Annotated in this window: 24 protein-coding genes; 7 read left to right on the forward strand and 17 right to left on the reverse strand. The window is 73.7% G+C overall.

Features of this window, described 5'->3' with window-relative positions; translation table 11 throughout:
- Nucleotides 1-31 precede the first annotated feature (31 nt).
- From LWC35_RS26450 to LWC35_RS26470, 5 genes are all read right to left on the reverse strand, one after another.
- A complete protein-coding gene (locus LWC35_RS26450; RefSeq protein ID WP_232872967.1) occupies nucleotides 32-1582 on the reverse strand; it encodes a class I adenylate-forming enzyme family protein in 1551 nt (516 codons plus the stop codon).
- A 76-nt stretch (nucleotides 1583-1658) separates the two neighbouring features.
- Nucleotides 1659-3056 carry a phosphotransferase family protein gene (locus LWC35_RS26455; protein ID WP_232872968.1) on the reverse strand — a complete coding sequence of 466 codons (1398 nt, stop codon included), beginning with the start codon at nucleotides 3054-3056 and terminating at the stop codon, nucleotides 1659-1661.
- Nucleotides 3057-3072: 16 nt separating this feature from the next.
- Nucleotides 3073-3714, reverse strand: a complete 642-nt coding sequence (locus LWC35_RS26460) for a TetR/AcrR family transcriptional regulator (protein WP_232872969.1) — start codon at nucleotides 3712-3714, stop codon at nucleotides 3073-3075.
- 87 nt (nucleotides 3715-3801) lie between these two features.
- Nucleotides 3802-4728, reverse strand: a complete 927-nt coding sequence (locus LWC35_RS26465; RefSeq protein WP_232872970.1) for a cyclase family protein — start codon at nucleotides 4726-4728, stop codon at nucleotides 3802-3804.
- The gene (locus LWC35_RS26470; RefSeq protein ID WP_232872971.1) at nucleotides 4728-5984 is read right to left on the reverse strand and encodes an acyl-CoA dehydrogenase family protein; all 1257 of its coding nucleotides are present in this window, start codon (nucleotides 5982-5984) and stop codon (nucleotides 4728-4730) included. Before LWC35_RS26470 ends, LWC35_RS26465 begins: the two co-directional genes overlap by 1 nt.
- Before the next feature lie 63 nt (nucleotides 5985-6047).
- On the opposite strand from LWC35_RS26470, the gene LWC35_RS26475 reads away from it, so the two are divergent.
- Nucleotides 6048-6815: an enoyl-CoA hydratase/isomerase family protein gene (locus LWC35_RS26475; protein ID WP_232872972.1), complete on the forward strand. Its 768-nt coding sequence runs from the start codon at nucleotides 6048-6050 to the stop codon at nucleotides 6813-6815.
- Between the two features lie 3 nt (nucleotides 6816-6818).
- Nucleotides 6819-7622 (forward strand): crotonase/enoyl-CoA hydratase family protein, encoded by an 804-nt coding sequence (locus LWC35_RS26480; protein ID WP_232872973.1) that lies wholly within the window; start codon nucleotides 6819-6821, stop codon nucleotides 7620-7622.
- Nucleotides 7623-7696: 74 nt separating this feature from the next.
- Here the strand turns inward: LWC35_RS26480 and LWC35_RS26485 are convergent, their stop codons facing one another.
- Both LWC35_RS26485 and LWC35_RS26490 read right to left on the reverse strand, forming a co-directional pair.
- On the reverse strand, nucleotides 7697-8209 hold the full coding sequence (locus LWC35_RS26485) for a DUF6912 family protein (protein ID WP_232872974.1): 513 nt from the start codon (nucleotides 8207-8209) through the stop codon (nucleotides 7697-7699).
- A 16-nt stretch (nucleotides 8210-8225) separates the two neighbouring features.
- Entirely contained in the window at nucleotides 8226-9638 is a 1413-nt protein-coding gene (locus LWC35_RS26490) for a WS/DGAT/MGAT family O-acyltransferase (protein ID WP_232872975.1), read from the reverse strand.
- 36 nt (nucleotides 9639-9674) lie between these two features.
- Here LWC35_RS26490 and LWC35_RS26495 point away from each other — a divergent pair, with 36 nt between their 5' ends.
- The 3 genes from LWC35_RS26495 to LWC35_RS26505 all read left to right on the forward strand — a co-directional run bounded on the left by LWC35_RS26495 (nucleotide 9675) and on the right by LWC35_RS26505 (nucleotide 12004).
- Entirely contained in the window at nucleotides 9675-10430 is a 756-nt protein-coding gene (locus LWC35_RS26495) for a TrmH family RNA methyltransferase (RefSeq protein ID WP_232872976.1), read from the forward strand.
- A gap of 81 nt (nucleotides 10431-10511) precedes the next feature.
- A complete protein-coding gene (locus tag LWC35_RS26500; protein ID WP_232872977.1) occupies nucleotides 10512-11732 on the forward strand; it encodes an alpha-hydroxy acid oxidase in 1221 nt (406 codons plus the stop codon).
- 44 nt (nucleotides 11733-11776) lie between these two features.
- Nucleotides 11777-12004, forward strand: coding sequence for an antitoxin (locus tag LWC35_RS26505; protein WP_232872978.1), 228 nt, complete (start codon nucleotides 11777-11779; stop codon nucleotides 12002-12004).
- A 57-nt stretch (nucleotides 12005-12061) separates the two neighbouring features.
- Here LWC35_RS26505 and LWC35_RS26510 read toward each other — a convergent pair whose 3' ends face one another.
- Nucleotides 12062-12436, reverse strand: coding sequence for an HAD-IA family hydrolase (locus LWC35_RS26510; RefSeq protein ID WP_232872979.1), 375 nt, complete (start codon nucleotides 12434-12436; stop codon nucleotides 12062-12064).
- A complete protein-coding gene (locus LWC35_RS26515) occupies nucleotides 12433-12849 on the reverse strand; it encodes a MarR family winged helix-turn-helix transcriptional regulator (RefSeq protein ID WP_232872980.1) in 417 nt (138 codons plus the stop codon). The genes LWC35_RS26510 and LWC35_RS26515 overlap by 4 nt, the downstream gene beginning before the upstream one ends.
- A gap of 99 nt (nucleotides 12850-12948) precedes the next feature.
- Here LWC35_RS26515 and LWC35_RS26520 point away from each other — a divergent pair, with 99 nt between their 5' ends.
- Complete coding sequence (locus LWC35_RS26520) at nucleotides 12949-13515, forward strand: Rv3235 family protein (RefSeq protein WP_232872981.1); 567 nt, start codon at nucleotides 12949-12951, stop codon at nucleotides 13513-13515.
- Nucleotides 13516-13609: 94 nt separating this feature from the next.
- Here LWC35_RS26520 and secA read toward each other — a convergent pair whose 3' ends face one another.
- The 6 genes from secA to mtrA all read right to left on the reverse strand — a co-directional run bounded on the left by secA (nucleotide 13610) and on the right by mtrA (nucleotide 22894).
- A complete protein-coding gene (gene secA, locus LWC35_RS26525) occupies nucleotides 13610-16555 on the reverse strand; it encodes a preprotein translocase subunit SecA (protein WP_232872982.1) in 2946 nt (981 codons plus the stop codon).
- A gap of 259 nt (nucleotides 16556-16814) precedes the next feature.
- Complete coding sequence (gene hpf / locus LWC35_RS26530; protein ID WP_232872983.1) at nucleotides 16815-17507, reverse strand: ribosome hibernation-promoting factor, HPF/YfiA family; 693 nt, start codon at nucleotides 17505-17507, stop codon at nucleotides 16815-16817.
- A 141-nt stretch (nucleotides 17508-17648) separates the two neighbouring features.
- A complete protein-coding gene (locus LWC35_RS26535; protein WP_232872984.1) occupies nucleotides 17649-18515 on the reverse strand; it encodes a ComF family protein in 867 nt (288 codons plus the stop codon).
- A 168-nt stretch (nucleotides 18516-18683) separates the two neighbouring features.
- A complete protein-coding gene (locus LWC35_RS26540) occupies nucleotides 18684-20408 on the reverse strand; it encodes an LpqB family beta-propeller domain-containing protein (protein ID WP_232872985.1) in 1725 nt (574 codons plus the stop codon).
- On the reverse strand, nucleotides 20405-22174 hold the full coding sequence (mtrB, locus tag LWC35_RS26545; protein WP_372463105.1) for an MtrAB system histidine kinase MtrB: 1770 nt from the start codon (nucleotides 22172-22174) through the stop codon (nucleotides 20405-20407). The genes LWC35_RS26540 and mtrB overlap by 4 nt, the downstream gene beginning before the upstream one ends.
- A 42-nt stretch (nucleotides 22175-22216) precedes the next feature.
- Nucleotides 22217-22894, reverse strand: coding sequence for an MtrAB system response regulator MtrA (mtrA, locus tag LWC35_RS26550; protein ID WP_232872986.1), 678 nt, complete (start codon nucleotides 22892-22894; stop codon nucleotides 22217-22219).
- A 185-nt stretch (nucleotides 22895-23079) separates the two neighbouring features.
- On the opposite strand from mtrA, the gene LWC35_RS26555 reads away from it, so the two are divergent.
- Nucleotides 23080-23739 (forward strand): dTMP kinase, encoded by a 660-nt coding sequence (locus LWC35_RS26555; RefSeq protein WP_232872987.1) that lies wholly within the window; start codon nucleotides 23080-23082, stop codon nucleotides 23737-23739.
- A gap of 73 nt (nucleotides 23740-23812) precedes the next feature.
- Here the strand turns inward: LWC35_RS26555 and LWC35_RS26560 are convergent, their stop codons facing one another.
- Both LWC35_RS26560 and LWC35_RS26565 read right to left on the reverse strand, forming a co-directional pair.
- Nucleotides 23813-24295 (reverse strand): NUDIX domain-containing protein, encoded by a 483-nt coding sequence (locus tag LWC35_RS26560; RefSeq protein WP_232872988.1) that lies wholly within the window; start codon nucleotides 24293-24295, stop codon nucleotides 23813-23815.
- A 165-nt stretch (nucleotides 24296-24460) separates the two neighbouring features.
- The coding region (locus tag LWC35_RS26565; RefSeq protein WP_232872989.1) for an adenosylhomocysteinase at nucleotides 24461-25142 on the reverse strand (682 nt) is incomplete at its 5' end.

The raw sequence follows: 25142 nt of genomic DNA on the forward strand, positions 1-25142 counted from the left end.
CGTATCGGACTGAACGATCGTTCAGCCCACGTTAGGAAGGGCCCGCCGTGGTGTCAACGGGCTCGCGGACCAGGGTGCGCAGCTCCGGCTTGCGGACCTTCCCGCTGGTCGTGCGCGGCAGCTCGTCGACCAGCAGCACCCGGCGCGGGATCTTGTACCCGGCGAGGTGGCCGCGGCAGAACTCGCGCACGTCCTCCTGGGTCGGCGTGCGACCCTCGCGCGCCTCGAGCACCGCCACGACGATCTCGCCCCACACCTCGTCCGGCTGCCCGACGACGGCCGCCGCGGCCACGTCCGGATGCCGGAACAGGACCTCCTCGACCTCGCGGGAGTACACGTTCTCCCCGCCGGTGAGGATCATGTCCTTCTTGCGGTCGACGATGGAGAGGTAGCCGCGGGCGTCCCGCCGGGCCAGGTCGCCGCTGTGGAACCAGCCGCCCTGGTTGGCCTCCGCGGTCGCCTCGGGCCGGTTCCAGTACCCGGCGCACACCTGGTCGCCGCGGACCACCAGCTCGCCGACCTCGTCGTCGGCCGTGTCGTTGCCGTCGGCGTCGACGATCCGCACCGAGGACAGCCACTGCGGCTTCCCGACGCTGGTGAGCAGGGACTCGTCGGACTCCAGGGCCCGGACGTGGTCGGCCGAGCCGTGCACGACGACGTTGCCCGCCAGCTCCGTCATCCCGAACCCGGTCTGCCACTTGACGTCCGGGAACGCGGCCATCGCCTCGCGCAGCACCGCGGCGGGCATCGGCGCCGAGCCGTAGCTGATCCGGCGCAGCGACGAGACGTCGAACTCCCGGAACCGGGGATGGCGCAGCAGCATCGCGAGCATCGTCGGCGCCACGGAGGTCTGCCGCACGCGGTGGGTCTGCACCTCCTCCAGGAAGCCGACGGGGTCGTAGCGGCGCATCAGGACCATCGCGTCGCCCTTGAGATGGGCCATCGGCACGCCGTAGCCGGCGATGTGGCACAGCGGCCAGGGCATCAGGGAGACACCGGGGTCGTGGTCGTGCTCCCAGCTGAGCAGCGAGTTCATCACCGCGGCGACGACGTTGCGGTGGGTCAGGACCGCGCCCTTCGCCCGCCCGGTGGTGCCGGAGGTGTAGATCAGCCAGGCCGGGGAGTCCTCGTCGACGGCCGGGGGTTCCGCCGGCTCGCCGAGCAGGTCGTCCCAGGTGAGCGCGCCGTCGACCGGCCCGTCGAGGCACACCAGCGTGCGGATCGACGGGACCTCGGCCATCGCCTGGCGCGCCGTCTCCAGGTACTTCTGCTCGGTGATGAGCATGGTCGGGCCGGAGTCGTCCAGGTTGAGGGCGACCTCGCGCGGACCGAGCCGGTAGTTGAGGAACACCAGCGCCATCCCCGCGGCCGGGACGCCGTAGTAGGCCTGGACGTACTCCGGGTTGTTCTCGGTGAGGATCGCGATGCGGTCCCCGGGGGCGGCGTACCGGGCGAGCCCGTCGGCCAGCCTGCGGACGTCGCGGTCCAGCTCCGCGTACGTCCAGGTGCGGCCCTCGAAGAGCAGTGCCGGTTCGTCCGCGCGCCGCGCGGCCGTGAAGGACAGGATGTCGCCGATCCGCATTCGTGCTCCTTCGCACGGGGTGGAACTGCACGGGTCAGAGCTGCAACGTCAGAGCTGCAACGTCAGAGCTGCAGGGTCATTCGCCGGGGTGGGACAGGTACTTCGGGTTGGCCACGCGGAGCCGGTCGGTGACCGCCGCGCGGACCGCCGCGAGCAGCGCCGGGTCCTCCGGGTCGACGACGCCGGCGCGGATCGCGGCGGCGAGGTCGGCCTGGTCGGTCCGGCCGAAGCGGGCCAGCCGCTCGCTGTGCCGGCGCTCCTGCTCCGGCCCGAGTGCGAGCTCCCGCGCGACGGTGTCGACGACGTTGGCCGCGACCCGGGCGTTGAAGCGTAACCGGCCCTGCGTGCCGGGCATGACGTCCTCGCGCAGGTAGAGCGCGACGGCGTCGAGCAGCTCGCTGCTGGTGGGCCGGCCGTGCAGGTCCGACGGCGGCGCCGCGGGGAGGTCCGGCAGCTCGCCGGCGGGGTGGCCGAGCGCCAGGAACAGGTCGTGCTCCTGTTCGCACACCCGCCGCCCGATCGCGGCCAGCTCCACGGACGGGACGGCGCCGGACAGGTGCCGCTCGGCCATGCCCCGGCAGCCGACGGCCCAGCGCGCGGTGCCGTAGACCTGCCACCAGTGCACCGCGTCGGCGTCCGGCCGGTGGCCCGCGACCTCGGCGTACCCGTCGAGCAGCTGGGCGAGCGGGCCGAACCCGCCGACCGCGGGCGCGGCGCCGAACCGCCAGCACTTCACGCACAGCCAGCCGAGGTCCTCGCGGGGGTCGCCGAGGTGCACGACCTCCCAGTCCAGGACCGCCTTGAGCCCGTCCGTCGCGACGATCATGTTGCCGTTGCGGAAGTCGCCGTGGACGACCGTGTCCGGCACGTCGGCCGGGCGGTGCTCCGCCAGCCAGTGCAGCGCGATCTCGATCGACGGCAGCGGCTCGCCCAGCTCGTCGTAGGTCTGCCGCAGGTGCTCGAGCGGGTCCCGGCGCTCCAGTCCCGAGACGTGGGTCGGGGGGATCGCGTGCACCCGGGCGACCGCCCGGCCCAGCTCCGCGGCGAGGGTGCCGCGGACCTGCGCGTACTCGGGGTCGCGCAGCAGCCGGCGGGCGAGCGTCTCCCCGTCGACGTGCCGGGTGACCAGGTACGGCGCCCCGACGACGGCGGGGTCGGTGCCGTGGTCGACCAGCGCCGGCACCGGGACCCCGGCCCGCTCCGCGGCCGCGATCGCCCGCGCCTCGAGCGCCATGCCGGCCGGCCGGCCCGGCCCGGGCGGGTCGCGGCGCAGCACCAGCCGCTGTGTGCCCGCGCCGGTCCGGGCGGTGAACGACCAGGTCTCGCGGCTCGCGCCGCCGGTCAGCCGGTGCAGCCCGACGACCTCGACCGGCCCGTCGAGGACCTCGGTGAGCCGGACGGCGAGCAGCTCCGCCAGCACGGAAGGGTCGGCGGGGTCGCCGGTGGGCCTGTGGGTCTCCGCGGCGGCGGTCATGCCGCACCCCCGCGCGTCAGGCGGGCGGGCCGTCCCAGGGACCGGGGTCCACGGCGTCGACCATGTCCAGCGCCAGGCGCTGGTAGCGGTGCACCATCTCCTCGCGCGAGGCGGGCCCCTCCGGCGAGAACCAGCTCGCGACGCCCGTGCACATCACGACGATCGCGCGGGACGCCTCGTTCGGCAGCGGCGTGCGGAAGACCCCCGCCTCGACGCCCCGGGCCAGCACCTCGTCGAACATCCGCTGCTGCGCGTGCCGCTTGGCCAGGTGCGGGGTGCGCACCGGCTCCTCCAGCGCCCGCAGCTCGCTGGTGCCCAGCAGGGTGCCGCGCTGGTCCTCGAGGTGGAACAGCACCTGCACCTCGACCAGTGCCCTGAGCTGGTCGGCCGGGTCGTCGCCCGCGCGCTCCAGCGCCTCGCGGGTCCGGGCCAACAGCGCCTCGATCCCGCGCTCCATGATCATCGCGAGGACGGCCTGCTTCGACGGGAAGTGGTGGTACAGCGCGGCGGGGCTCAGCCCGGCCCGCAGCGCGATGTCCCGCACCGACGTGCCGTGGTAGCCGTGCTCGGCCATGGTCGCGATCGACGCCTCGAGGATCGCCGCGTCGCCCGGCGGCGCGTTCGGGGGCCGCGTGGCGGGCTGGTGTGCTCGCGCCATCGATCCCTCCCCAGGTCATCGGTCCGTCCGGGGTCCCGGACGGTTCCGGGAAGGCTACCGGGCCGTACGGCGGCGGGTCCGCGCGCGTCACTTGATCGCCAGCGGGTTGATCGGCGAGCCGAGCGCCCGCTGGAACTTGATCGGCGGCGCGGTGAGGAAGAAGTCGTACCGGCCGTCCTCGACGCAGTCCGCGGAGAGCTCCTCGAAGTCCAGGATCTCGCCGAGGGTCATGCCCACGTCGCGGATCAGCACCATGTGCACCGGCAGCTGCTCGCCGGGCACCTCGCCCGGGAGCACCTCGATCGCCCAGTTGTCCGAGCAGACCGCGGCGACCTCGTGCTCGTGCAGCCACTCGCAGCAGTCCAGGCCGAGCCCGGGCTCGCCCGCCATGAACGCGGCGGCGTCGGACTCCACCAGGAACTTGCGCCGCCAGCCGGTGCGCACGAGCAGGATGTCCCCACCCTGCAGTGCGACGCCCTGGGCGACCATCGCCGCCTCGAGCTCGGCCGGGGTGATCACCTCCCCCGCCTCCAGCCACTCGACGCCGCGGTGCCGGGCGACGTCGACCAGCACGCCGCGCCCGGCGATCCCCTTGGCCTGGTGCTCGATCGAGTTGGCGGTGGTTCCGTGCGGGCTCACCGACGAGGCGGGGAACCCGTTGTAGAGCTGGTCGTCGTAGAAGACGTGGGCCAGCCCGTCCCACTGCGAGGCGCTCTGCAGCGGCATGAACACGTAGTCGTCGGCGTAGTGGAAGGCGCCCGGGTAGTCCTGGTCCGCACCGGTCTCCGACACCAGGATCATCGGGTTGGTCCGGCCCCCGCCCGGCTGCGGGCCCCCGCGGCCGAAGGGGATGCCGAGGTCGAAGATCCGCCCGTCGCGCACGAGCCCGGCCGCCGCGGCGACCCGCTCGGGCGTGAGGAGGTTGGTGGTGCCGCGCTGGTCGCGGACGCCGTCGCGGTCCCACCTCCCCCAGTTCGACAACCGCTTGCCCAGCTCCCGGAAGTCCCGTGTCATCAGCGCACCTTGTCGGGCCCGGCGAAGCCGAAGAGGTAGCCGGCGACCTTGCGCATCTGGATCTCCTCGGCGCCCTCGGTGATCCGGTAGCGGCGGTGGTGGCGGTAGATGTGCTCGAACGGGGTGTGCCGGGAGTAGCCGAGCCCACCGTGGACCTGCATGGCCCGGTCGGCGGCCTCGCAGACGAACCGGTTGGCCCGGTAGTTGCACATCGAGACCTTGTCGCTGATCTCCATGTGCGGCACCCGGTCGAGCTCCCAGGCGGTCTTGCGGACCAGCCCGCGCAGCATCTCCGCCTCGGTCTGCAGCTCCACCAGCGGCCACTGGATGGCCTGCCGGGTGGCCAGCGGCGCGCCGAACGTGACCCGCTCGCGCGCGTAGGCCACGGCGCGGTCGATGCAGAACTGGCCCGCGCCGACCCCGGACGCGGCCTGGCGGATCCGGTTCTCGTGCACGAAGGTCTGCGCCACCGCCAGGCCCATGCCCTCCTCGCCGAAGATCGCCGAGTTCGGCACGCGGACGTCGGTGATGGTGACCTCGGCGTGGTCGGTGGGCATGTTCAACGTCCACCAGTGGAAGTCCACCGAGAACCCCGGGCTGTTCGTGGGCACGAAGAACGCGGTGATGCCGCGGGCGTCCCCGTCCTTGCCGCTGGTGCGGGCGAAGACGACGTCGTGGGTGGCCGAGTGCATCCCGGAGTTCCACCGCTTGCCGCCGTTGATGATCCAGTCGTCCCCGTCGCGGACGGCGCGGGTCTCCATCCAGGTGGCGTCGGAGCCGTGGTCGGGCTCGGTGAGGCCGAAGCCGATCCGGGCCTTCCCGGTGAGCATCGGCTCCATGTACTCCTCGAGCTGCTCGGGGGTGGCGAAGGCCAGCAGCATGTGCGCGAACGGGAAGTTCCCGACGACGCTGGACTCGTTCTGCAGGTCGTTGTGCAGCCCCAGGCCCTTGCGCGCCAGATGCTCGCGGATCACGGCCATGTCGAGGTTGCTGCCGTCCTGCCCGCCCACCTGCTTGGGCAGCGCGTAGCGCAGCCAGCCGGCGACGTCCGCGCGGCGGCGCATCTCGCGCAGCAGCTCCTCCCACTCCCGTCGTGGCGTCCCCCCGGCCTCGAAATCGGTCCGCGCCCACTCACGGCGGTGGTCGAAGAACCGCTCGTTGTCGTCCTGCGCCTGCAACGGGACGATCTCCCGCTCGATGAACGCGTCGAGCTCCTCGAGCTTCTGGGTCAGCTCCACCGGCAGTGCGAAATCCACGGGCCCTCCTTAACGATCGTTCAGCTAGGATGCATCGGCACGGGCGCCGAGGGAAGGGGTCGGATGCAGGAGATCCGGTACGAGGTGGCGGAGCGCGTCGCCACACTGACCATCGACCGGCCCGCGAAACGCGGGGCCATGACGTACGCCATGCTGGAGGAGTTCACGGCGCGGATCGACGAGGCGGGCCACGATCCCGACGTCGCCGTGCTGCTCGTCACAGGGGTGCCGGGCAGTTTCTGCGCGGGGATCGACCTGGCCGATCTGGCGGGTCGCTCGCCCGACGAGCGCGGCGCCGTCCGCTCACGCGAGATCCCGGCCCTGATGGAGTGCCCGAAGCCGGTGCTCTGCGCGGTCGACGGGACGGCCGTCGGGATGGGTGCGGAGTTCGCCACGCAGGCCGACCTGCGGCTCGTCTCGACCCGCGCGCGGTTCCGGTGGAACTTCGTGCACCGCGGGCTCGTCTCGGACACGGGCGCCGGGTCGTGGCTGCTGCCGCGCCAGATCGGCACGCCCGCGGCGCTGCGGCTGCTCTACACCGGCGACGACCTCGGCGCGGACGAGGCCGTCGCGCTGGGGTTCGCGGTGTCCTCGCACGCGCCCGAGGGGCTCCCGGAGGCCGCGCGGGCGCTGGCGACGAAGATCGCGACGGCGTCGCCCTTCGCGCTGGCGCGGACGAAGAAACTCGTGCTCGACGGGGCCGGGACCGGGATGGCCGAACACGTGGCGGCCACGCGGGAGGCACTCGCCGAGTGCTTCGCGTCGGACGATCATGCCGAGGGGGTCGCGTCGTTCCTGGAGCGGCGGCCGGCCCGGTTCACGGGGAGGTAGGACTTGAGCGAGCAGCGGGTGACCGTCGAGATCACGGACGGGGTGGCCGACGTCCGGCTGGCCCGGCCCGAGAAGCGCAACGCGCTCGACCCGGCGATGTTCGCGGCCCTCGTCACCACCGGCGAGCGGCTGCGCACCGAGCCGGGGCTGCGGGCCGTCGTGCTGTCCGGCGAGGGCCCGGACTTCTGCGCCGGGCTCGACTTCGGGTCGTTCCGGGCGATGCGCGACGGGCAGCGGCTCTCCGCCACCGCCGACCTGCCGCCGGGCGACGGGCCGGCCAAGGCCACGGGGCAGCGCGCCGCGCACGTCTGGACCGCGCTGCCGGTGCCGGTGATCGCCGCCGTGACCGGGAACGCGCTCGGTGGCGGGCTGCAGATCGCGCTCGGCGCGGACATCCGGATCGTGGCACCCGACGCCGTGCTCTCGGTGTTCGAGGTCCGCTGGGGCCTGATCCCGGACATGACGGGCACCCAGGTGCTGCCCGAGCTCGTCGGCCGGGACAAGGCCAAGGAGCTCACGTTCACCGGGCGCAAGGTCAGCGGCGAGGAGGCCGTCGCGATCGGGTTGGCCACCCGGCTGGACGCGGACCCGCGCACGGCCGCGCTGGAGCTGGCCCGGGAGATCGCCGGGTTCGACCCGCACGCCGTGCGGGCGGCGAAGCGGCTGCTGGAGGCCTCGGGTCGGGTGCCGGTCGAGGAGCAGCTGGCCGCCGAGCAGACCGAGATCGGTGCACTGATCGGCAGCCCGAACCAGAAGGAGGCCGTGGCCGCGGGCTTCGAGAAGCGGGCCCCGAGGTTCGCCGACTGACCGTGGGAGCGCCCGCCGACCTGCGCGGTGGCGGGCGCATCGCGCCCCCGGGCAGCACCCGGGCGGTCGCCCTCCTACAGGTCGCCGAGGTCCACCAGGAACGCGATCTCCTCGGGCGAGTACCACGCGAGCTCGTGGTCCTCGGCCTCGCCGACGAGGAACTCGGCGTCGAGGTCGCCGAGGTCCGCCTTGTCGACGACCGCGGCCGCCTCCCGCACCGCGTGCTCGGCCTCCTCGGAGTCGACGTGCACCGCGGCGATCGCGGTCATCGGCACCGCGCCGGTGATGCGGACGGCGCCGTCGTCGAGGTCGGGCCGCAGCGTGACGTCGTCGAGGTCGGCGGCCACCACCACCCTCCGGGCCGGGGTCTCGTCCTCCCCCAGCCCGAACTCGACGGCGAGCAGGCGCAGCGACGCCCGGGCCGCCTCGACCATCGCGGCGTACTCCAGCTCCTCGTCGTCGCCGGACACGTACGCCTCCCGCAAGCGGGGGGTCAGCGCGAACGCGGTCCCCCCGATCGGGTCGAACCGCCCGGTCTTGACCAGCTTCCGCAGCATCGGCCAGGTCCCGGGGATGTAGATCCGCACGGTCTCTCTCCTGCTCTCAGCGGCTCGCGGCCAGCAACTCGTCCAACGCCTCGTCGACCAGCCCGGCGAGGACGTCGACGTCCGGCATTCCGTCCCGGTCGCCGTTGAACCCGTAGTACACGCCCCCGTCGTAGCTGGTGAGCCCGATCGCGAGCGCCTGCCCCTTCGCCAGCGGCACGACCGGGAACATCTCCAGCATGCGCGCTCCGGCGGCGTAGAGGGGGAACTGCGGGCCGGGGACGTTCGTCACGACGAGGTTGAAGATCCGCCGGGAGATCCCGCTGGCGGCGCGGGCCCCCAGCGCGTGCAGCGTGGGCGGCGCGAACCCGCCGATGCGGACGAGGGTGTCCGCGCCGACGTTCCGCCCGGTGGAGGTGTGCTCGCGCATCGCGTGCGTGACGTGGTGCAGCCGCACGACCGGGCTCGGTTCCCCCACCGGCAGGTCGACCAGGAACGACGACACCCGGTTGCCGAGCGAGCCCGACGTCGCCGAGCTGGGCACGTCGGCCTCGCCGCGCACGGACATCGGCACCATCGCGCGCACCGACGCCCCCGACGTCACCGGCTCGCCGCGGGAGAGCAGCCAGTTGCGCAGGGCGCCCGACACCACGCTGAGCACGGCGTCGTTGACCGTGCAGCCGTGGGCGGCGCGGATCCGCCGGTAGGCCTCGAGGTCGGTCCGCGCGATCGCGAAGCGGCGCTGCGTGGAGATGTGCACGTTGAGCGGGGTGCCCGGCGCCGGGCGGGAGGCGGTCCGCGCCATGGTGAGGAGCTTGCCCGCCATGCCCGCGAGCTTGGTGGCGGTCGCGACGGCGTCGCCGGTGGCGGCACGGACGTTGTCCACGATCTCCCCGGGCCGGGCCACCGCGTCGCCCACCGCCTCGGCGATCAGCCGCAGGTCGCTCGGCTCGGGCCGCGGCATCCACACCTCCTCGACGCCGGGTCGCGCGTCGGGCGAGACGTCCAGGATCACCTGCGACAGGTCGATCGCCGAGATGCCGTCGACCATGGCCTGGTGGGTCTTGGTGACGACGGCGACCCGGTTCTTCTCCAGGCCCTCGACCAGGTACATCTCCCACAGCGGCCGGGTGTGGTCCAGCGGCCGGGACATCAGGCGCGCCACGAGCTCGCACAGCTGCTCGTCCGTGCCCGGGCGGGGCAGCGCGGAGCGCCGGACGTGGTAGGCGACGTCGAACTCGGTGTCGTCGACCCACACCGGGCGGGCGAGGTTGCCCGGGACGTGCTTGACCTTCTGCCGGTAGCGCGGCACGAGCGAGATGCGCTGCTCCACGAGCCCGACGAGCTTCTCGTAGTCGAGCCCGCCCTTCCCGGCGCGCTTGAAGACGGCCACGCCGCCCACGTGCATCGGCGTGGTCGTCTGCTCCAGGTAGAGGAACGACGCGTCGAGCGCGGTGAGCCGGGGCGGCATGGTCGTGATCCTACGTGCGCGTGCGACCCTGCACGGGTGGCAACGCCGGTCTCGCCGAAGGACTCCTTCATCACCGTCTACGGCCGCAAGCCGGTCCTCGAGGCGCTCGACGACGAGTCGCTCGCCGTCGACAAGGTGATCATCGCGGAGGGCACGCGGGGCGAGTCGGTGCGCGCCATCACCGACGCCGCACGCCGCCGCGGCGTGCCGGTGCAGCGGGCGAGCGCGCACCGGGTGAAGGTGCTGGCCGGCAACGGGCGGCACGACCAGGGCGTGCTGGCCGACGTCGTGGCGCCGCGGATGGCGCCGGTGCCGGTGTTCCTGCGCGACCTCGGCTCCCGGCGCCCGGCCCGGGTCCTGGTGCTCGACCGGGTCACCAACCCGTCGAACGTCGGGATGATCCTCCGGACGGCCACCGGCGCCGGTCTCGACGGCGTCCTCCTGCCCCGCCGCGGGGTGCCCGCGATCGACCCGCTCGTGATCAAGGCCTCGGCGGGGGTGGCGTTCTCCGCGCCCGTGCTGCGCTCCGGCACCGCCGAGGAAGGGCTCGCACAGCTGGCGGAGGCGGGTTTCGGCGTCTTCGGGCTCGACGCCGGCGGGGAGGACCTGCTCACGGCCGACCTCCCGCCGCGGGTCGCGTTGGTGCTGGGCAACGAGACCGACGGGCTGTCCGACGCCGTCCGCCCGCTGCTCGACGGCCTGCTCGCCATCCCGCTGATGGGCGGGGTGGAGTCGCTCAACGTGGCCAGCGCCGCCGCCGTCGCCGCGTACGAGCTGCACCGCCGCCGCTGACCTCGTCCACGGCTCGCACCGGGCTCCCCGACGTGCGCCGCCGGGGCGTCAGCGGGGCGTCAGCAGGACTAGCCTCGCAGGATGGTCCAGCGTCGGATGCCCAGGCCCGCGGAGCTGCTGCCGCTGCTCCGGCCCGCCCCCTTCGTCCGCGACGCCACGGAGCGCCGCCTGCGCCGCGCGGCGTCGATCGCCGACCTGCGCGGCATCGCCCGCCGCCGCACCCCGCGCGCCGTGTTCGACTACACCGACGGGGCCGCCGACGGCGAGCTGTCGCTGAACCGGGCGCGGGACGCCTGGTCCCGCGTCGAGTTCACGCCCACGGTGCTGCGCGACGTCAGCGCGGTCGACCTCGGCCGGGACATGCTCGGCGCGCGCTCGGCGCTGCCGTTCGCGTTCGCGCCCACCGGGTTCACCCGCATGATGGGCACCGAGGGCGAGCCCGCGGTCGCGTCCGTCGCCGCCGACGCCGGCATCCCCTACACCCTCTCCACGATGGGCACCACCACCATCGAGGAGGTCGCCGAGGCCGCCCCGGCGGCGCGCCGGTGGTTCCAGCTCTACCTCTGGCGGGACCGGGCGTTCGCGAAGGACCTGGTCCAGCGTGCGGCCGCGGCCGGTTACGACACCCTCATGCTGACCGTCGACACCCCCGTCGGCGGCAACCGGCGCCGCGACGTGCACAACGGCCTCACCATCCCGCCGGCCCTGACCCTGCGCACCTTCGTCGACGGGGCCCTGCACCCGCACTGGTGGTTCGACCTGCTCACCACCTCGCCGCTGACGTTCGCGACGCTGGAGCGCACCGAGGGCACGGTCGCCGACCTCATCAACCGCGTCTTCGACCCCGCCCTGACCATGGACGACGTCGAGTGGTTGCGCGGGGCGTGGCCCGGCAAGCTGATGATCAAGGGGATCCAGAACGTCGCCGACGCCCGCCGGGTCGTCGACGCCGGGGTCGACGCGGTGCTGCTCTCCAACCACGGCGGGCGCCAGCTGGACCGCGCGCCCGTCCCCGTCGAGCTCGTCGAGCCGACGGTGCAGGAGGTCGGCGACGTCGCCGAGGTCTACGTCGACACCGGGATCATGCACGGCGCGGACGTCGTGGCCGCGATCGCGCTCGGCGCCCGGGGTGCCCTCGTGGGCCGGGCGTACCTGTACGGGCTGATGGCGGGCGGGCGCGCGGGCGTGGCCAAGGCCGTGGACATCCTGACCGGGGAGATCACGCGGACGATGCAGCTCATCGGTGTCACCTCGGTGGACGATCTTCGGCGGGAGCACGCGCGACTTCGCCCGATCGGGTGAGCTCGGAGTGGCGGTCCCGGGCGGATGGGGCCACTGTGGCCCCCATGGGATTCCTGGACAAGGCAAAAGAGCTGATCGGTCAGCACGACGACAAGGTCGACCAGGGCCTCGACAAGGCCGGCGACATGGCCAAGAAGAAGTACGCCGGCCACGACGACCAGATCGACAAGGGCGTCGACTTCCTGCAGGAGAGGACCGGCGAGGGGAACACCACGGCCGCGCCGCCGCCCGCGCCGGAGGGCGAGCAGCCGCCGCCCCCGCCGCAGCAGTGACCCGGTGACCGGCACTGACCACCACGGCGCCGCCCTCGGGCGGCGCCGTTCCCGTTCTCACCAGTCGAAGAGGATGCCCAGCTCGCGCAGGGTCGAGTCGGGGTCGGTGTGCCGGACGCCGACGGCCCCGGCCGCGCTCGCCCCGCGGACGTTCACGGGCAGGTCGTCGACGACCACGCAGTCCCCCGGCGCCAGCCCGAGCAGCTCCGCGGTGCGGCGGAAGGCCTCGGGATCGGGCTTGCGGGCCCCGGTCGCGCCGCCGAGGACCACGGCGTCGAAGCGGTCGGCGTACTCGTCGGGGACGGAGTGGGCGTCGGAGAGCAGGGCGACGCGCAGGCCCGCCTCCCGGGCGCGCAGCGGCAGGTCCACCATCGCGGGCCCGTCGGTGAGCACGCCGCCGTAGTCGAGGATCAGCCCGCGCAGGTCCGTCACGTCAGTCGTCCCTCCACCGCGGCGAGCACCTCGTCCAGATAGTGGCGCACCTCCGGCCGTTCGTCCGGCACCGTCTCCCGCAGGGTGCGGTCGACCTGGTCGGCGACGGTCGTGCACCGCCGCCAGCCGTTCTCGGTGAGACACACCCGTACCACCCGGCGGTCGGCCGCGTCGCGGTCGCGCCGGACCGCACCCTCCCGTTCGAGCGCGTCGACCACCGGGGTGAGCGTGGCCGGGGTGAGCCCGAGCCGCCCGGCGAGCTCGCGGTGCGGCAGCCCGTCCTCGCCGGTCAGGACGGTGAGCAGGTCGAGCGCGGTCGCCGACAGCCCGTGCGCGGCCACGACCCGCCGGCGGAACCGGGCGAGCGTCGCCCCGGTCGTGATCAGGAGCCGGTCCAGCGGTTGCTCGGCCACGCCCGCACCTTAGCCCGTGAACGATCAGCCGGCTGATGGTTCGGGACCGAAGTACCACGATCCGGTCCGGTGGCACCGCGCCGCCCGCACGCTCGGGTCATGACGCTCACCGCTCCGGCCCCCGCGCTCCCGCTCTTCGGCACGGTCGCCTATGAGCCGACCCTCGAGCCGCCGGGCACGCTCCTCGACGGGGCAGTGGTGGTGGAAGGGGACGTCCCCGCCGTCGACGGGCGGGACGCCGCCCGGGAGTCCTCACCGCCGTCCGCGCGCGAGCGGGTGAGCGGGACGGACCGGCGGCTCCGCGTCAGCGTGCCGCCGGAGGGGCAGATGAGGCGGGAGCGGGAACGGGCGATCGCTGCACGCCGGAGGGCGGAGCTCGTCGTGCGCACCGCGCTGGAGGTGCTCGACGGCCGCCGCCCGGTCCGCCAGCTCGCGCCGTACGCGACACCGCAGGTGCTGCGCTACGTCAACGCCGGCGTCCCGCGGCGCGGGCACACGCGCGCCGCCGGCGCGTCACTGCGCTCCCTGCACATGAGCCTGCCCGCCCGGACCGCCGCCGAGGTGGCCGCCGTGTGCCGCTTCGGCGCGAAGGTCCGCGCGCTCGCCGCCCGGCTCGAGCTCACCGGGCAGGGCGAGTGGCGCTGCGTCGCCCTCCGGGTGATCTGAGCAGCGACGGCTCGCGCACGGGGTCGGTGCTCGGCACGCGTCGCACAGCCGGTGTGCGAGGCGCCGACCCCGTGTGCGAGCGCGCCGGATGCGCTCAGCGCTGCTTGCGCGCGGCCCGCTCCTGGCGCCGCCGCTCGGCGCGGTTGCCGCCGGCGCCCTGCGGCTGGCGCTGCCCGCCGCCACCGCGCTGCGCCCCGGCCCGCTGCCCGTCCCGGGTGACGACCTCGCCGCCGTCGTCGCTCGGGCCGCTGTAGCTCAGGTTCTGCTGCGGCGGCCCGGCGCGGAAGGCAGCGGGGAGGACCGAGGTCGGGGTGTCGTCCGGGCGCCCGTCGGCGGCCTGCGCGGCCACCCGCGGGATCCGGCTGGTGACGGGCTCCCCCGCGGCCGGCGCGCCGGCCCCGTTCTGGCCGGCCCCGTTCTGGCCGGCCCCGTTCTGCCCGGCCCCGTTCTGCCCGGCCCCGTTCTGCGCGCCGTTCTGCGCCGTCGCGGTGCCGGCGGGCACGGGCTCGGCCTCCGGCGACTCCTGGACCTGCACCACGACGTTGAACAGGTGCCCGACCGTCTCCTCCTTGATGCCCTCGAGCATCGCGGTGAACATGTCGTAGCCCTCGCGCTGGTACTCGATCACCGGGTCGCGCTGGGCCATCGCGCGCAGGCCGATGCCCTCCTTGAGGTAGTCCATCTCGTAGAGGTGCTCGCGCCACTTGCGGTCGATGACCTGCATGAGGACCTGGCGCTCGAGCTCGCGCATGCCGCCCTGCGGGCCGATCAGCGCGTCCATCTCGGCCTCGCGCACCGAGTAGGCACGCTCCGCGTCCTCGATGACGGCGTCGATGATGCGCTCCGCGGTCAGCTCGTCGAGGCCCCCGTCCTCCGGGTCGCCGTCGACGAGGTCCTGCCACTTGACGGAGATCGGGAACAGCTGGCCGAGCGCGGTCCAGAGCTTGTCGAGGTCCCAGTCCTCGGCGTAGCCCTCGGCGGTCGCGCCCTGCACGTACGCGGTGATGACGTCGTGCAGCATGTGCCGCGTCTGCTCCTGGACGTCCTCGCCCGCGAGGACCCGGCGGCGCTCGGCGTAGATCACCTTGCGCTGCTGGTTGAGCACCTCGTCGTACTTGAGGACGTTCTTGCGGATCTCGAAGTTCTGCTGCTCGACCTGCGTCTGCGCGCTCCGGATGGCCCGGGTGACCATCTTGGCCTCGATCGGGACGTCCTCGGGCAGGTTGAAGCGGTTCATGATCGACTCGACCATGGCGCCGTTGAACCGCCGCATGAGCTCGTCGCCCAGGGACAGGTAGAAGCGCGACTCGCCGGGGTCGCCCTGGCGGCCGGAACGACCGCGCAGCTGGTTGTCGATGCGCCGCGACTCGTGCCGCTCGGTGCCGAGCACGTAGAGGCCGCCGGCCTCGCGCACCTCCTCGGCCTCGGCCGCGACCTGCTTCTTCATCCGGGCGACGGTGTCGTCCCAGGCGGCCTCGTAGGCCTCGCGGTGCTCGACCGGGTCGAGCCCGCGGCCGCGCAGCTCGAGGTCGGCGAGGAAGTCCGGGTTGCCGCCCAGCATGATGTCCGTGCCGCGGCCCGCCATGTTCGTGGCGACGGTGACGGCGCCGGCGTGCCCCGCCTGCGCGATGATCATCGACTCGCGCTCGTGGTGCTTGGCGTTGAGCACCTCGTGCGGCACCTGGCGCGCCACCAGCAGCTTCGACAGGTACTCGGACTTCTCGACACTCGTCGTGCCGACGAGAACCGGCTGGCCCCGGCGGTGCTTCTCGGCGATGTCGTCCGCGACGGCCTCGAACTTCGCGGCCTCGGTCTTGTAGATGAGGTCCGCCTGGTCGGCGCGGATCATCGGCCGGTTCGTCGGGATGACGACGACGTGCATGCCGTACGTCTGGTGCAGCTCGGCCGCCTCGGTCTCGGCGGTACCGGTCATGCCCGAGAGCTTGTCGTAGAGGCGGAAGTAGTTCTGCAGCGTGATGGTGGCCAGGGTCTGGTTCTCCGCCTGGATGTCCACCTTCTCCTTGGCCTCGATGGCCTGGTGCATGCCCTCGTTGTAGCGGCGCCCGGCCAGCACGCGGCCGGTGAACTCGTCGACGATCAGGACGTTGCCGTCCCGGACGATGTAGTCCTTGTCCTTCTTGAACAGCTCCTTGGCCTTCAGGGCGTTGTTCAGGTAGCCGACGAGCGGGGTGTTGGCGGCCTCGTAGAGGTTGTCGATGCCGAGCTGGTCCTCGACGAACGCCACGCCGTCCTCGGTGACGCCGATGGTCCGCTTGCGCTCGTCGACCTCGTAGTGGACGTCCTTGCGCAGCAGCGGCGCCATCCGCGCGAACTCCTGGTACCAGCGGGCGCTCTGCTCGGCCGGGCCGGAGATGATCAGCGGGGTGCGGGCCTCGTCGATGAGGATCGAGTCCGCCTCGTCGACGATGGCGAAGTTGTGCCCGCGCTGGACCATGTCGGCGGAGTTCCACGCCATGTTGTCGCGCAGGTAGTCGAAGCCGAACTCGTTGTTCGTGCCGTACGTGACGTCGGCCGCGTACATCTCGCGGCGCTGTGTCGGGGTCATCTCGGCGAGGATCACGCCGACGGACAGCCCCAGGAACCGGTGGATCCGGCCCATGTTCTCCGAGTCGCGGCGGGCCAGGTAGTCGTTCGTGGTGACGACGTGCACGCCCTTGCCGGAGAGGGCGTTGAGGTAGCTGGGCATGACACAGGTCAGCGTCTTGCCCTCACCGGTGCGCATCTCCGCGACGTTGCCCAGGTGCAGCGCCGCGCCACCCATCAGCTGGACCGGGAAGGGACGCTGGCCCAGCGTGCGCCTGGCCGCCTCGCGGACGACGGCGAACGCCTCCGGCAGCAGGTCGTCGAGGCTCTCCCCGTCGGCGTGCCGCGCGCGGAACTCGTCCGTCTTCGCGCGCAGCTCGGCGTCGGACAGGGGCTCGATCTCCTCCTCGAGCGAGTCGATGTGCGCGGCGATCCTGCCCAGCCGTTTCACCAGCTTCGTCTCACCGGCACGGAGCAGGCGGTTCAACAACGGCACTGGTCGACCTCATTCGCGATCGCGGTCTCGGGCGCGGTCCTGCGGGCCCGACGGGCCGGAGGACCGGGGCGTACGCCGGCGCACGGCAGACACCCGCGAACCATGGTAGCCATCGGCGCGGCGAGCCCTCACCGTGCAACGACCCCGGACCCGTGCGGGTTCCGGGGTCGTCGCCGTCGGATGCGGTGGGCGGGTGTCGGGGCGCGGCCGACAGCCCCGCCCCGGCGCCCTCGCGGGCAGGGTCGGTGGGCGCGCCCGGTCAGCCGCCCAGACTGATCACGCCGTAGTCGTAGCCCCTGCGCCGGTAGACGACCGAGGGGGTGCCGCTCTCGGCGTCGGCGAAGAGATAGAAGTCGTGGCCGACCAGCTCCATCCGGGAGAGCGCCTCGTCGACGCTGATCGGTTCGTCGGAGTGCTGCTTGCGCCGCACGATGCGGCCCGGCACGCTGCCGTCCTCCCCGTCCTCACCGGCGCCGTACCCACCGGCGTCGTGCGCGGTGACGGGCAGGTCGTCGAGATGCTCGCCGTGGGCGCGGGGGCTCGGCACCCGGACCTCCGCGTCGCCGAGGGCCTCCTCGGTCTCGGGCAGGGACTCGAGCACGGCGACGCCGACACCGCCGCGACCGGCCATGACACGGGAGCGCCGGTCGTTGAGCCGGCGGCGGTCGTGGGAGCGCCGCATCCTGCTCTCCAGCTTGGACACGGCACAGTCCAGTGCCGCGTAGAAGTCCTGCGCACACGCCTCGGCGCGTACGACGGGGCCCCGGCCCCGTCCCGTGATCTCGACGCGTTGACAGATCTTGGCCTGGCGGCGGTTCGGCTCGTGGAAGAGCTCGACCTCCATGCCGACGATCTTGTGGTCGTACCGTTCGAGGCGGGTCAACTTCTCCTCGACGTGGATCCGGAAGTGCTCCGGCACCTCCACGTTCCGGCCGGTGACGACGATCTCCACTCGACTTCCCTCGCTCTCCGTGCGTTTTCGGCGTCGGGGCGGTGTGCTCGGGCCTCCCGGATCAAGGGGCGCGACAGCGGGGCGTGACCCTGAGGAGACCCGAAGCGGACGATCGGTGTTCCCCTCCCGTTGTGGTCTGGGTTACGTGTGCCAGGCACGGTAGTGCGCATCACGCTTTGGCAACAGTCCTGAGCGACGAGTGACGCCGAACCGGGCCAAATCGGCCGATTGCCTTTCGCTGACCTGGGCAAACACGTATCGTGGTGCGGTTGCCCGGGCCGCCGGGGAAGGCCCTTCGACCCGGTGGCGGCGGTCCGTCCGGCTGCTCGCGTCGCACAGCACGACCGCACCCGCGACCCCGATCCCCACCTCCGCCAGGGCCCGTGCGCAGGCACGCAGCGTGGCCCCGGTGGTCACCACGTCGTCGACGAGCAGGACGGGGCCGGACGGGTTCTCCCGGGAGCGCACGAACACCCGGCCGGCGAGGTTCGCGGCCCTTCCCGCGGCGTCGAGCCCGAGGGAGTCCCGGGTCCGGCGGGCCAGCCCGAGGAGCCGCACGGTCCGTGCGGGCGCGACCCGTCGGCACAGCCGCAGCACGTGGTCCCCGCCGCGCGCGCGGGCCGCCGCGGGCCGCGAGGGGGCCGGCACGAGCAGCGCCCCGGGGGGCACGAGCGGGGCGAGCACCGCCGCCAGCGGCGCGGCCAGGTCGCGGCGGCCGCGCTCCTTGTAGGCGAGCAGCGCGGTGCGCAGCGGGCCGCGGTAGCGGCCGGCGGCGAGCGTCTCCGGCGCCCCGGGCAGGACGACACGGTGCGGGCCCGGCAACCGCGCGGCGCACTCCGGGCACCAGCCCGCCCCACCCGCCCCGCAGCCGCCGCAGGAGCCGGGCAGCAGGAGGTCGAGCAGGCCGGCGAGGAGCAGGCGCGGGGTCAGGTCGGGCGGGACCGGACCCGACGGGGACGGCCGGGAGGGCGAAGACGGGAACGAGGGCGGGGAGCCGGCGCGAGCCATGTCCCCACCCTGACCGCCCGCGCCGACTCCCCCGCCCCGCATCGAGCCTCGCGGGCCGAGTTGTCCACAGGTCCGGGCTCGCCGCCGGCTCCGACGTCGGCCGCGCCGTCGTCCACGCCGTCGTCCACGCCGTCGTCCACACCGCGGTCCTGCGTGGAGCGGTGCGGCTCAGCCCGGGTAGAGCGGCACCCCGTCCGGCGCCGCGCCGAGCACCTGCCGCCAGCTGTCGAGCTCGCCGCCGTCGTAGCTCCAGATCCCGCCCTGGTCGGCGACCAGGAACGGCCGGCTCGACGCGGCGGTCACGGCCTTGAGCGGCGGGGTCAGGTTGCTGCCCGGCACGAGCTGCAACGTGAGCCCGTCGGACGACACGAGCGACACCGGGCGGTCGGAGCGTCCCGTGACCACGATCAGCGACTCGTCGGCCCGCCAGTCCACCCCGACGACGTCGGACAGGTCCGACGGGCGCAGCCGGCGGACGTTGCGCACCGCGACGTCGCCGTCGGCCGCCCGCACCACGGCCCCGGTGACCAGGCCGCCGTCGACCACCGCGGCGACCCGCATGCCGTCGCGGGACAACCGCAGGTCGGTGAGCGGCCCCAGCGCGGTGAGCGCCGAGACGTTGACCTGCCCGGTCCGGACGGCCCCGGTCGGGTCCACCGTCACCCGCGCGACGACGGCCCCCGGGCCACCGCCCAGCACGGTCCACACCTCGCCGCCGCTCGGGGTCCAGGTCGGCCGGGACAGCGACGCGCCGGACAGCGGCACCGCCTGCAGCATCCCGTCCGTGGGCCCGACCAGCAGCCGCACCCGCCCGCCGTCCCGGGCGACCGCGGCGATCCGGGCGCCGTCGGGGGTGGTCGCCGCCGACGCGATGTCGAACGAGCCGTTGCCCGCCTGCCCGCCGATCGGGTCGCCGCCGGGCAGCGCGCGCACGCGGCCCCCGGTCACGACCTGGGCGGGCACGTCGGCGCCGGGCTGGACCGCGGCGCCGGCACCGGCGACGTCGTCGGCCGTGAGGTCGGGCGTGCCGGACAGCAGCGGGGCGCCGTCGACGAGCAGCCGCACCCGCGGGACGTTGATCTCCGCCAAGGTCTGCACGAACTGCGCCGCGATGAGCCGGCGGCGGGCCTCGTCGAGGTCGCCGACCTGCGTGAGGTCGACGACCAGCGCGCCGTCCGGGGCCTCGGTGACGTTGGTGCGCAGCCGGGCCGACGCCGGCACGACGGACTCCGCGGCGTCCTGCAGCGCGGGCGAGGGACCCGTCAGCAGCATGTCGACGGTCCGCGACGGCAGCGCCTGTGCGGGCACCGCCGGGAGGTAGCGCAGGTCGGCGACGGTGGCGCGCCGCGCGGGGTCGACGAAGTACCCCTTCACGGTGCGGAAGTTGGTGCGGAAGTCCGAGAGCCGCACGAGTACCCCGGCGGGCAGCCGGTCGATCCGCCACTGCCCGTTCGCGCGGCGGACCGTCACGTCGATCTCCACCGGCGCCTCGGCGGGTTCGAAGGCGCCGAGCGCGTCGAGCGAGCCGACCCGGTCGCCGCGGATCCGCACCGTCGCGGTGTCGGGATCGGTGCTGCTCGTGGGGGGGTAGACGGTGTCGAACTGCTCGTCGAGCACGGTCAGGGAGTCGCCGTCGTCCCAGATCTGCGAGGCCTCCGCGGTGAGGAACCGGCGGGCCGCCCCGTGCCGGTCGACCGTGCTGCCCGAGGCGTAGACGAAGCCGCGGACCAGGTCGAGCGGGTTGGTGCCGTCGACCGGGCCGGCCGGGATGTCCGGGGAGTCCCCGTCGGTGACCTTGCGCAGCACCTGCACGGACGACTCGCCGGGCACGCTCGCGCACCCGGTGGCGAGCACGAGCAGGGCGACCAGGACCAGCAGCAGCCGACGGGTCACCGGTCGCCCCGCGGGTCCAGGACGGCCGGTTCGGCGGGCGCGACGGCGTCGCCGCCCCTCCCGTCCGCGGGTTCCCCGGCGCGCAGCTCGGCCGAGATCGGGGTGCCCCACGGCGGCGTGGGCACCGAGGCCGGGAGCGGGTGCGCGGTGTCCGGGTCGTCGCCCTCGGGCTGCAGCGGCAGCGGACTCGACTCGAGCAGGTCACCCTCCGTGCGCGGCAGCGTGAGCCGGAAGGCGGAGCCGCGGCCGGGCTCGCCCCAGGCCTGCAACCAGCCGCCGTGCAACCGCGCGTCCTCCAGGCTGATGGACAGGCCCAGCCCGCTGCCGCCGCTGCGCCGCGCCCGGGACTCCTCGGCGCGCCAGAACCGGTTGAACACCAGCCCCGCCTCACCGGGCCGCAACCCGACGCCGTGGTCGCGCACCACCACGGCGACCGCGTGCTCGTCGCCGGCCAGGGTGACGTTCACCGGCCGGCCCTCGCCGTGGTCGATGGCGTTGGCGACGAGGTTGCGCACGATCCGTTCGACCCGCCGCGAGTCGACCTCCGCGTAGACGTCGCCCGGCAGGTCCAGGACCAGCGGCGTGCCCGACTCCTCCGCCAGCCCGCGGACCGCCTCCACGGCGCGGGAGACGACGTGCCGCATGTCCAGCCGGTCGGTGCCCAGCTCGGCCACCCCCGCGTCGAGCCGGGAGATCTCCAGCAGGTCGCCGAGCAGGTTCTCGAACCGGTCCAGCTCCGTGACCAGCAGCTCCGAGCTGCGGCGCAGCGCCGGGAGCAGCTCGTCCCGCGAGGCGTAGAGGATGTCGGCGGCCATCCGCACGGTGGTGAGCGGCGTGCGCAGCTCGTGGCTGACGTCCGAGGTGAAGCGGCGCTGCAGGGCGCCGAACTCCTCGAGCTGGCGGATCTGGGTCTGGATGCTGCTCGCCATCTCGTTGTAGGACTCGAACAGCCGCGCGACCTCGTCCTCGCCGTGCACGGGCATGCGTTCGTCGAGATGCCCCTCCGCGAACCGCTCCGCCACCTCGGCGGCCTGCCGGACGGGCCGCACGACCTGCCGGGTGACCAGGCCGGCGATGCCGGCGAGCAGCAGGATCAGCACCAGTCCGCCGACGATCAGGGTGCTCTGGACCAGTCCCAGGGTCCGCTGCTCGGCGTCGAGCGGGAACATCAGGTAGAGCTGCAGCTCGCGCCCGGCGGTGCGCACCGGCTGGCCCACGACCAGCGTCGGGATGCCGTCCACGGTGGTGTACTGCGTGGACAGCGCACCGTTCGCGACGGTCTGCCGCTGCTCGGGCGAGACGTCGTCGAGGTTGCCCGCCGAGATCTCGGGGCCGCTCCCGGCGCCCGTGGTCAGCGCGGCGCGGAACTCCCCCGCCGTGGGGGCGCCCGCGGCGTCGGCCGTCGACTGGTTCGTGAGCTGGTCGAGGGCGTTGTTCAGGGTGCCCTGCGCGCCCTCCCGGTCCGGGTCGACGCCGGAGAGGTCGCGCTCGGAGATCGCCCGCGCGGACTCGGCCTGCGCGATGGCCGCGTCGAACTTGCCCTGCAGCAGCCGGTCGGCGATCTGCGTCTGCAGCACCAGGCCCAGGACCAGCGACACCGCCGTGGACAGGGCGAGGGTGGAGACGACGACGCGCAGCTGCAGCGAGCGCCGCCACGCCGCCAGCGCGACCGCGCGGATCTCCGAGACGAGCACGCCGGCCGACGCCGCCGCCCGCTTCGCCCGCCGGGCGAGCGGCAGCCGCGCGACGAAGGACCTCAGCGACACGGATACCTCAGGAACACGGCACCATCATGCGACGGCGCGGGCTCACGGCGGGCCCGCCTTGTACCCGACCCCGCGGACGGTCAGCACGACCTCCGGGTGCTCGGGGTCCTTCTCGACCTTGGACCGCAGCCGCTGGACGTGCACGTTGACCAGCCGGGTGTCGGCCGCGTGCCGGTAGCCCCACACCTGCTCGAGCAGCACCTCGCGGGTGAAGACCTGCCGCGGCTTGCGGGCCAGCGCCACCAGCAGGTCGAACTCCAGCGGGGTGAGCGCGATCCGCTCGCCCCTGCGGGTGACCTGGTGGGCCGGCACGTCGATCTCGACGTCGCCGATCGTCAACTGCTCGGCCGGCTCGGCCTCGGTGCGCCGCACTCGTGCCCGGATGCGCGCGACCAGCTCCTTCGGCTTGAACGGCTTCACCACGTAGTCGTCCGCGCCGGACTCCAGGCCCAGCACGATGTCCACGGTGTCGCTCTTCGCCGTGAGCATCACGATCGGCACGCCGGACTCGGCGCGGATGGCCCGGCACACGTCGATCCCGTTCATGCCGGGGAGCATGAGGTCGAGCAGCACGACGTCCGGGCGCATGTCGCGCACGGCGGGCAGCGCCCGGGTCCCGTCCCCGACCACGGCGGTGTCGAAGCCCTCGCCCCGCAGGACGATGGTCAGCATCTCGGCCAGGGCCGGGTCGTCGTCGACCACCAGAACGCGCGACTTCATGGGAGGAAGCATCCCACTGAGGTCCGACGGTCCTGTTCCGACCCGCGCGTTGCCGCGTGTCGGTCACCGCCGCCCGGGCATGGGCCGGGGCACCCCCGGTCCCTACCCGCGCCCTCGAGAGCGGGCCGGTCACGCTGTCGGGTGACCAGCGCACGTCCGCGGGCGCTCCGCTACCGTCCCGCCCCGTGGGGCGGCTGATCGTGATCGAGGGGCTGGACGGGTCCGGCAAGGCCACACTGACCGCCGCCCTGGTGGCCGCCCTGCAGGAGCGCGGGGCACGCGTCGCCACCCTGGCCTTCCCCCGCTACGAGGCCGACGTGCACGCCGAGCTGGCGCGCGACGCCCTCTACGGGCGGCTCGGCGACCTGGCCGACTCGGTGCACGGCATGGCGGTGCTCTTCGCGCTCGACCGCCGCGACGCCGCCCTCGAGCTGCGGGAACTGCTCGCCGCGCACGACGTCGTCCTCGTGGACCGGTACGTCGCGAGCAACGCCGCCTACAACGCGGCACGGCTCGGACAGGGGGCGGACGGCGAGGTCGTCGGCTGGGTGCGCGCCCTGGAGATCGAGCGCTTCGGGATCCCCGTGCCGGACCACCAGCTGCTGCTCGCGACACCGCGCGCGGTGGCCGCCGAGCGGGCGCACCGGCGGGCGGCGGCCGACCCGGGCCGGGCGCGCGACGCCTACGAGTCCGACGAGGGCCTGCAGGAACGCACCGACGCCGTCTACCGCGCACTCGCGGCCGCGGAGTGGCTCAGTCCCTGGACGGTGCTGGAGGGCGACACCGACCTCCCCGCCCTCGCCGGGAGACTCGTCGACCCTGACCACCGCGTTATGGAGCCATAACGCGCGCAAAACGGGCCGAGAATCGCGTTATGGAACCATGACGTGCTCAGTGGCGCGCCGGAAACGCCCGATGTCAGAGGGTGGAGACGCGGGGCCAGGTGGCGGCGAAGCCCGGATGCAGCTCCGGTCCGTCCACCGTGCCCAGGACGGCGGCCGGGAACCAGGAGAACTCCACGCTCTCCCCGCCGCGAATCGCGACCGGCCGGGCCTCCGCCGCGCAGACCACGACGGTGGTGTAGCTCCAGCCGCCGTGGTCGTCGACGAACCGGGCGGTCTCGACGAGCGGCCCGGTGTCGAGCTCCGACTCCTCCGCGGCCTCCCGGCGCGCGGCCGCCTCCGCGGGCTCGCCGAGGTGCCGCGCTCCGCCGGGGATGCCCCAGGTGCCGCCGTGGTGGCTCCACAGGGCCCGGTGCTGGAGCAGCACGAGGTCGCCGGAGCGGACCAGCAGGCCCGCCGCGCCGTAGAGGCCCCAGTGCTTGTGCCCCTGGGCGCAGTACTGCCAGCCGTCCCCGCTGGAGCCCGTCGGGATCGGCTCGGGGAGGGGAGCGGCGGTCACCGGTCAACCCTAACCCGGCGACCGCCGCCCCAACCAGACGAACAGCAGGTGATCAGTGCGTGGACGCGCCCGCGCTCAGCGCCGACGCGCGCTGCGCAAGCCCCGCGCTCGGCACCGACGCGCACTCCGCAAGCCCCGCGCTCGGCACCGACGCGCGGTCTGCGTTCAGTACCGGTAGTGCTCCGGCTTGAACGGCCCCTCGACGTCGACGCCGATGTACTCGGCCTGGTCCTTGGTGAGCTTCGTCAGCTCGCCGCCCAGCGCCTGCACGTGGATCCTCGCGACCTTCTCGTCGAGGATCTTCGGCAGCCGGTAGACGTCGCAGTTGTACTCCTCGTGCTTGGTGAACAGCTCGACCTGCGCGATCACCTGGTTCGAGAAGCTGTTGCTCATCACGAACGACGGGTGGCCCGTCGCGTTGCCGAGGTTCATCAGCCGGCCCTCGGAGAGCACCAGGATCGAGTGACCGTCCGGGAAGACCCACTCGTCGACCTGCGGCTTGATGTTGATCCGGCGGATGCCCTCGATGCGGCCCAGCCCGGCCATGTCGATCTCGTTGTCGAAGTGCCCGACGTTCCCGAGGATCGCCTGGTGCTTCATCTTCTTCATCGCCTCGACGGTGACGATGTCCTTGTTGCCCGTCGTCGTGATGACGATGTCGGCCTGGTCGATGACGTCCTCGAGGCGCGCGACCTGGTAGCCCTCGAGCAGCGCCTGCAGCGCGCAGATCGGGTCCGCCTCGGTGACGATCACGCGGGCGCCCTGGCCGGACAGGGCCTCGGCCGAGCCCTTGCCGACGTCGCCGAAGCCGCACACCACGGCGACCTTGCCGCCGATGAGCACGTCC

The organism is Pseudonocardia kujensis (genome assembly GCF_021283305.1).
Lineage (GTDB): Bacteria > Actinomycetota > Actinomycetes > Mycobacteriales > Pseudonocardiaceae > Pseudonocardia > Pseudonocardia kujensis.

Coding starts and splice junctions, on each gene's coding strand:
- mtrA (WP_232872986.1), bottom strand. CDS start 22,894: ATGAAGTCGCGCGTTCTGGTGGTCGACGACGACCCGGCCCTGGCCGAG.
- LWC35_RS26490 (WP_232872975.1), bottom strand. CDS start 9,638: ATGCCGCCCCGGCTCACCGCGCTCGACGCGTCGTTCCTCTACCTGGAG.
- LWC35_RS26465 (WP_232872970.1), bottom strand. CDS start 4,728: ATGACACGGGACTTCCGGGAGCTGGGCAAGCGGTTGTCGAACTGGGGG.
- LWC35_RS26475 (WP_232872972.1), top strand. CDS start 6,048: ATGCAGGAGATCCGGTACGAGGTGGCGGAGCGCGTCGCCACACTGACC.
- LWC35_RS26450 (WP_232872967.1), bottom strand. CDS start 1,582: ATGCGGATCGGCGACATCCTGTCCTTCACGGCCGCGCGGCGCGCGGAC.
- LWC35_RS26520 (WP_232872981.1), top strand. CDS start 12,949: ATGACGCTCACCGCTCCGGCCCCCGCGCTCCCGCTCTTCGGCACGGTC.
- LWC35_RS26500 (WP_232872977.1), top strand. CDS start 10,512: ATGGTCCAGCGTCGGATGCCCAGGCCCGCGGAGCTGCTGCCGCTGCTC.
- LWC35_RS26460 (WP_232872969.1), bottom strand. CDS start 3,714: ATGGCGCGAGCACACCAGCCCGCCACGCGGCCCCCGAACGCGCCGCCG.
- LWC35_RS26505 (WP_232872978.1), top strand. CDS start 11,777: ATGGGATTCCTGGACAAGGCAAAAGAGCTGATCGGTCAGCACGACGAC.
- LWC35_RS26535 (WP_232872984.1), bottom strand. CDS start 18,515: ATGGCTCGCGCCGGCTCCCCGCCCTCGTTCCCGTCTTCGCCCTCCCGG.
- LWC35_RS26455 (WP_232872968.1), bottom strand. CDS start 3,056: ATGACCGCCGCCGCGGAGACCCACAGGCCCACCGGCGACCCCGCCGAC.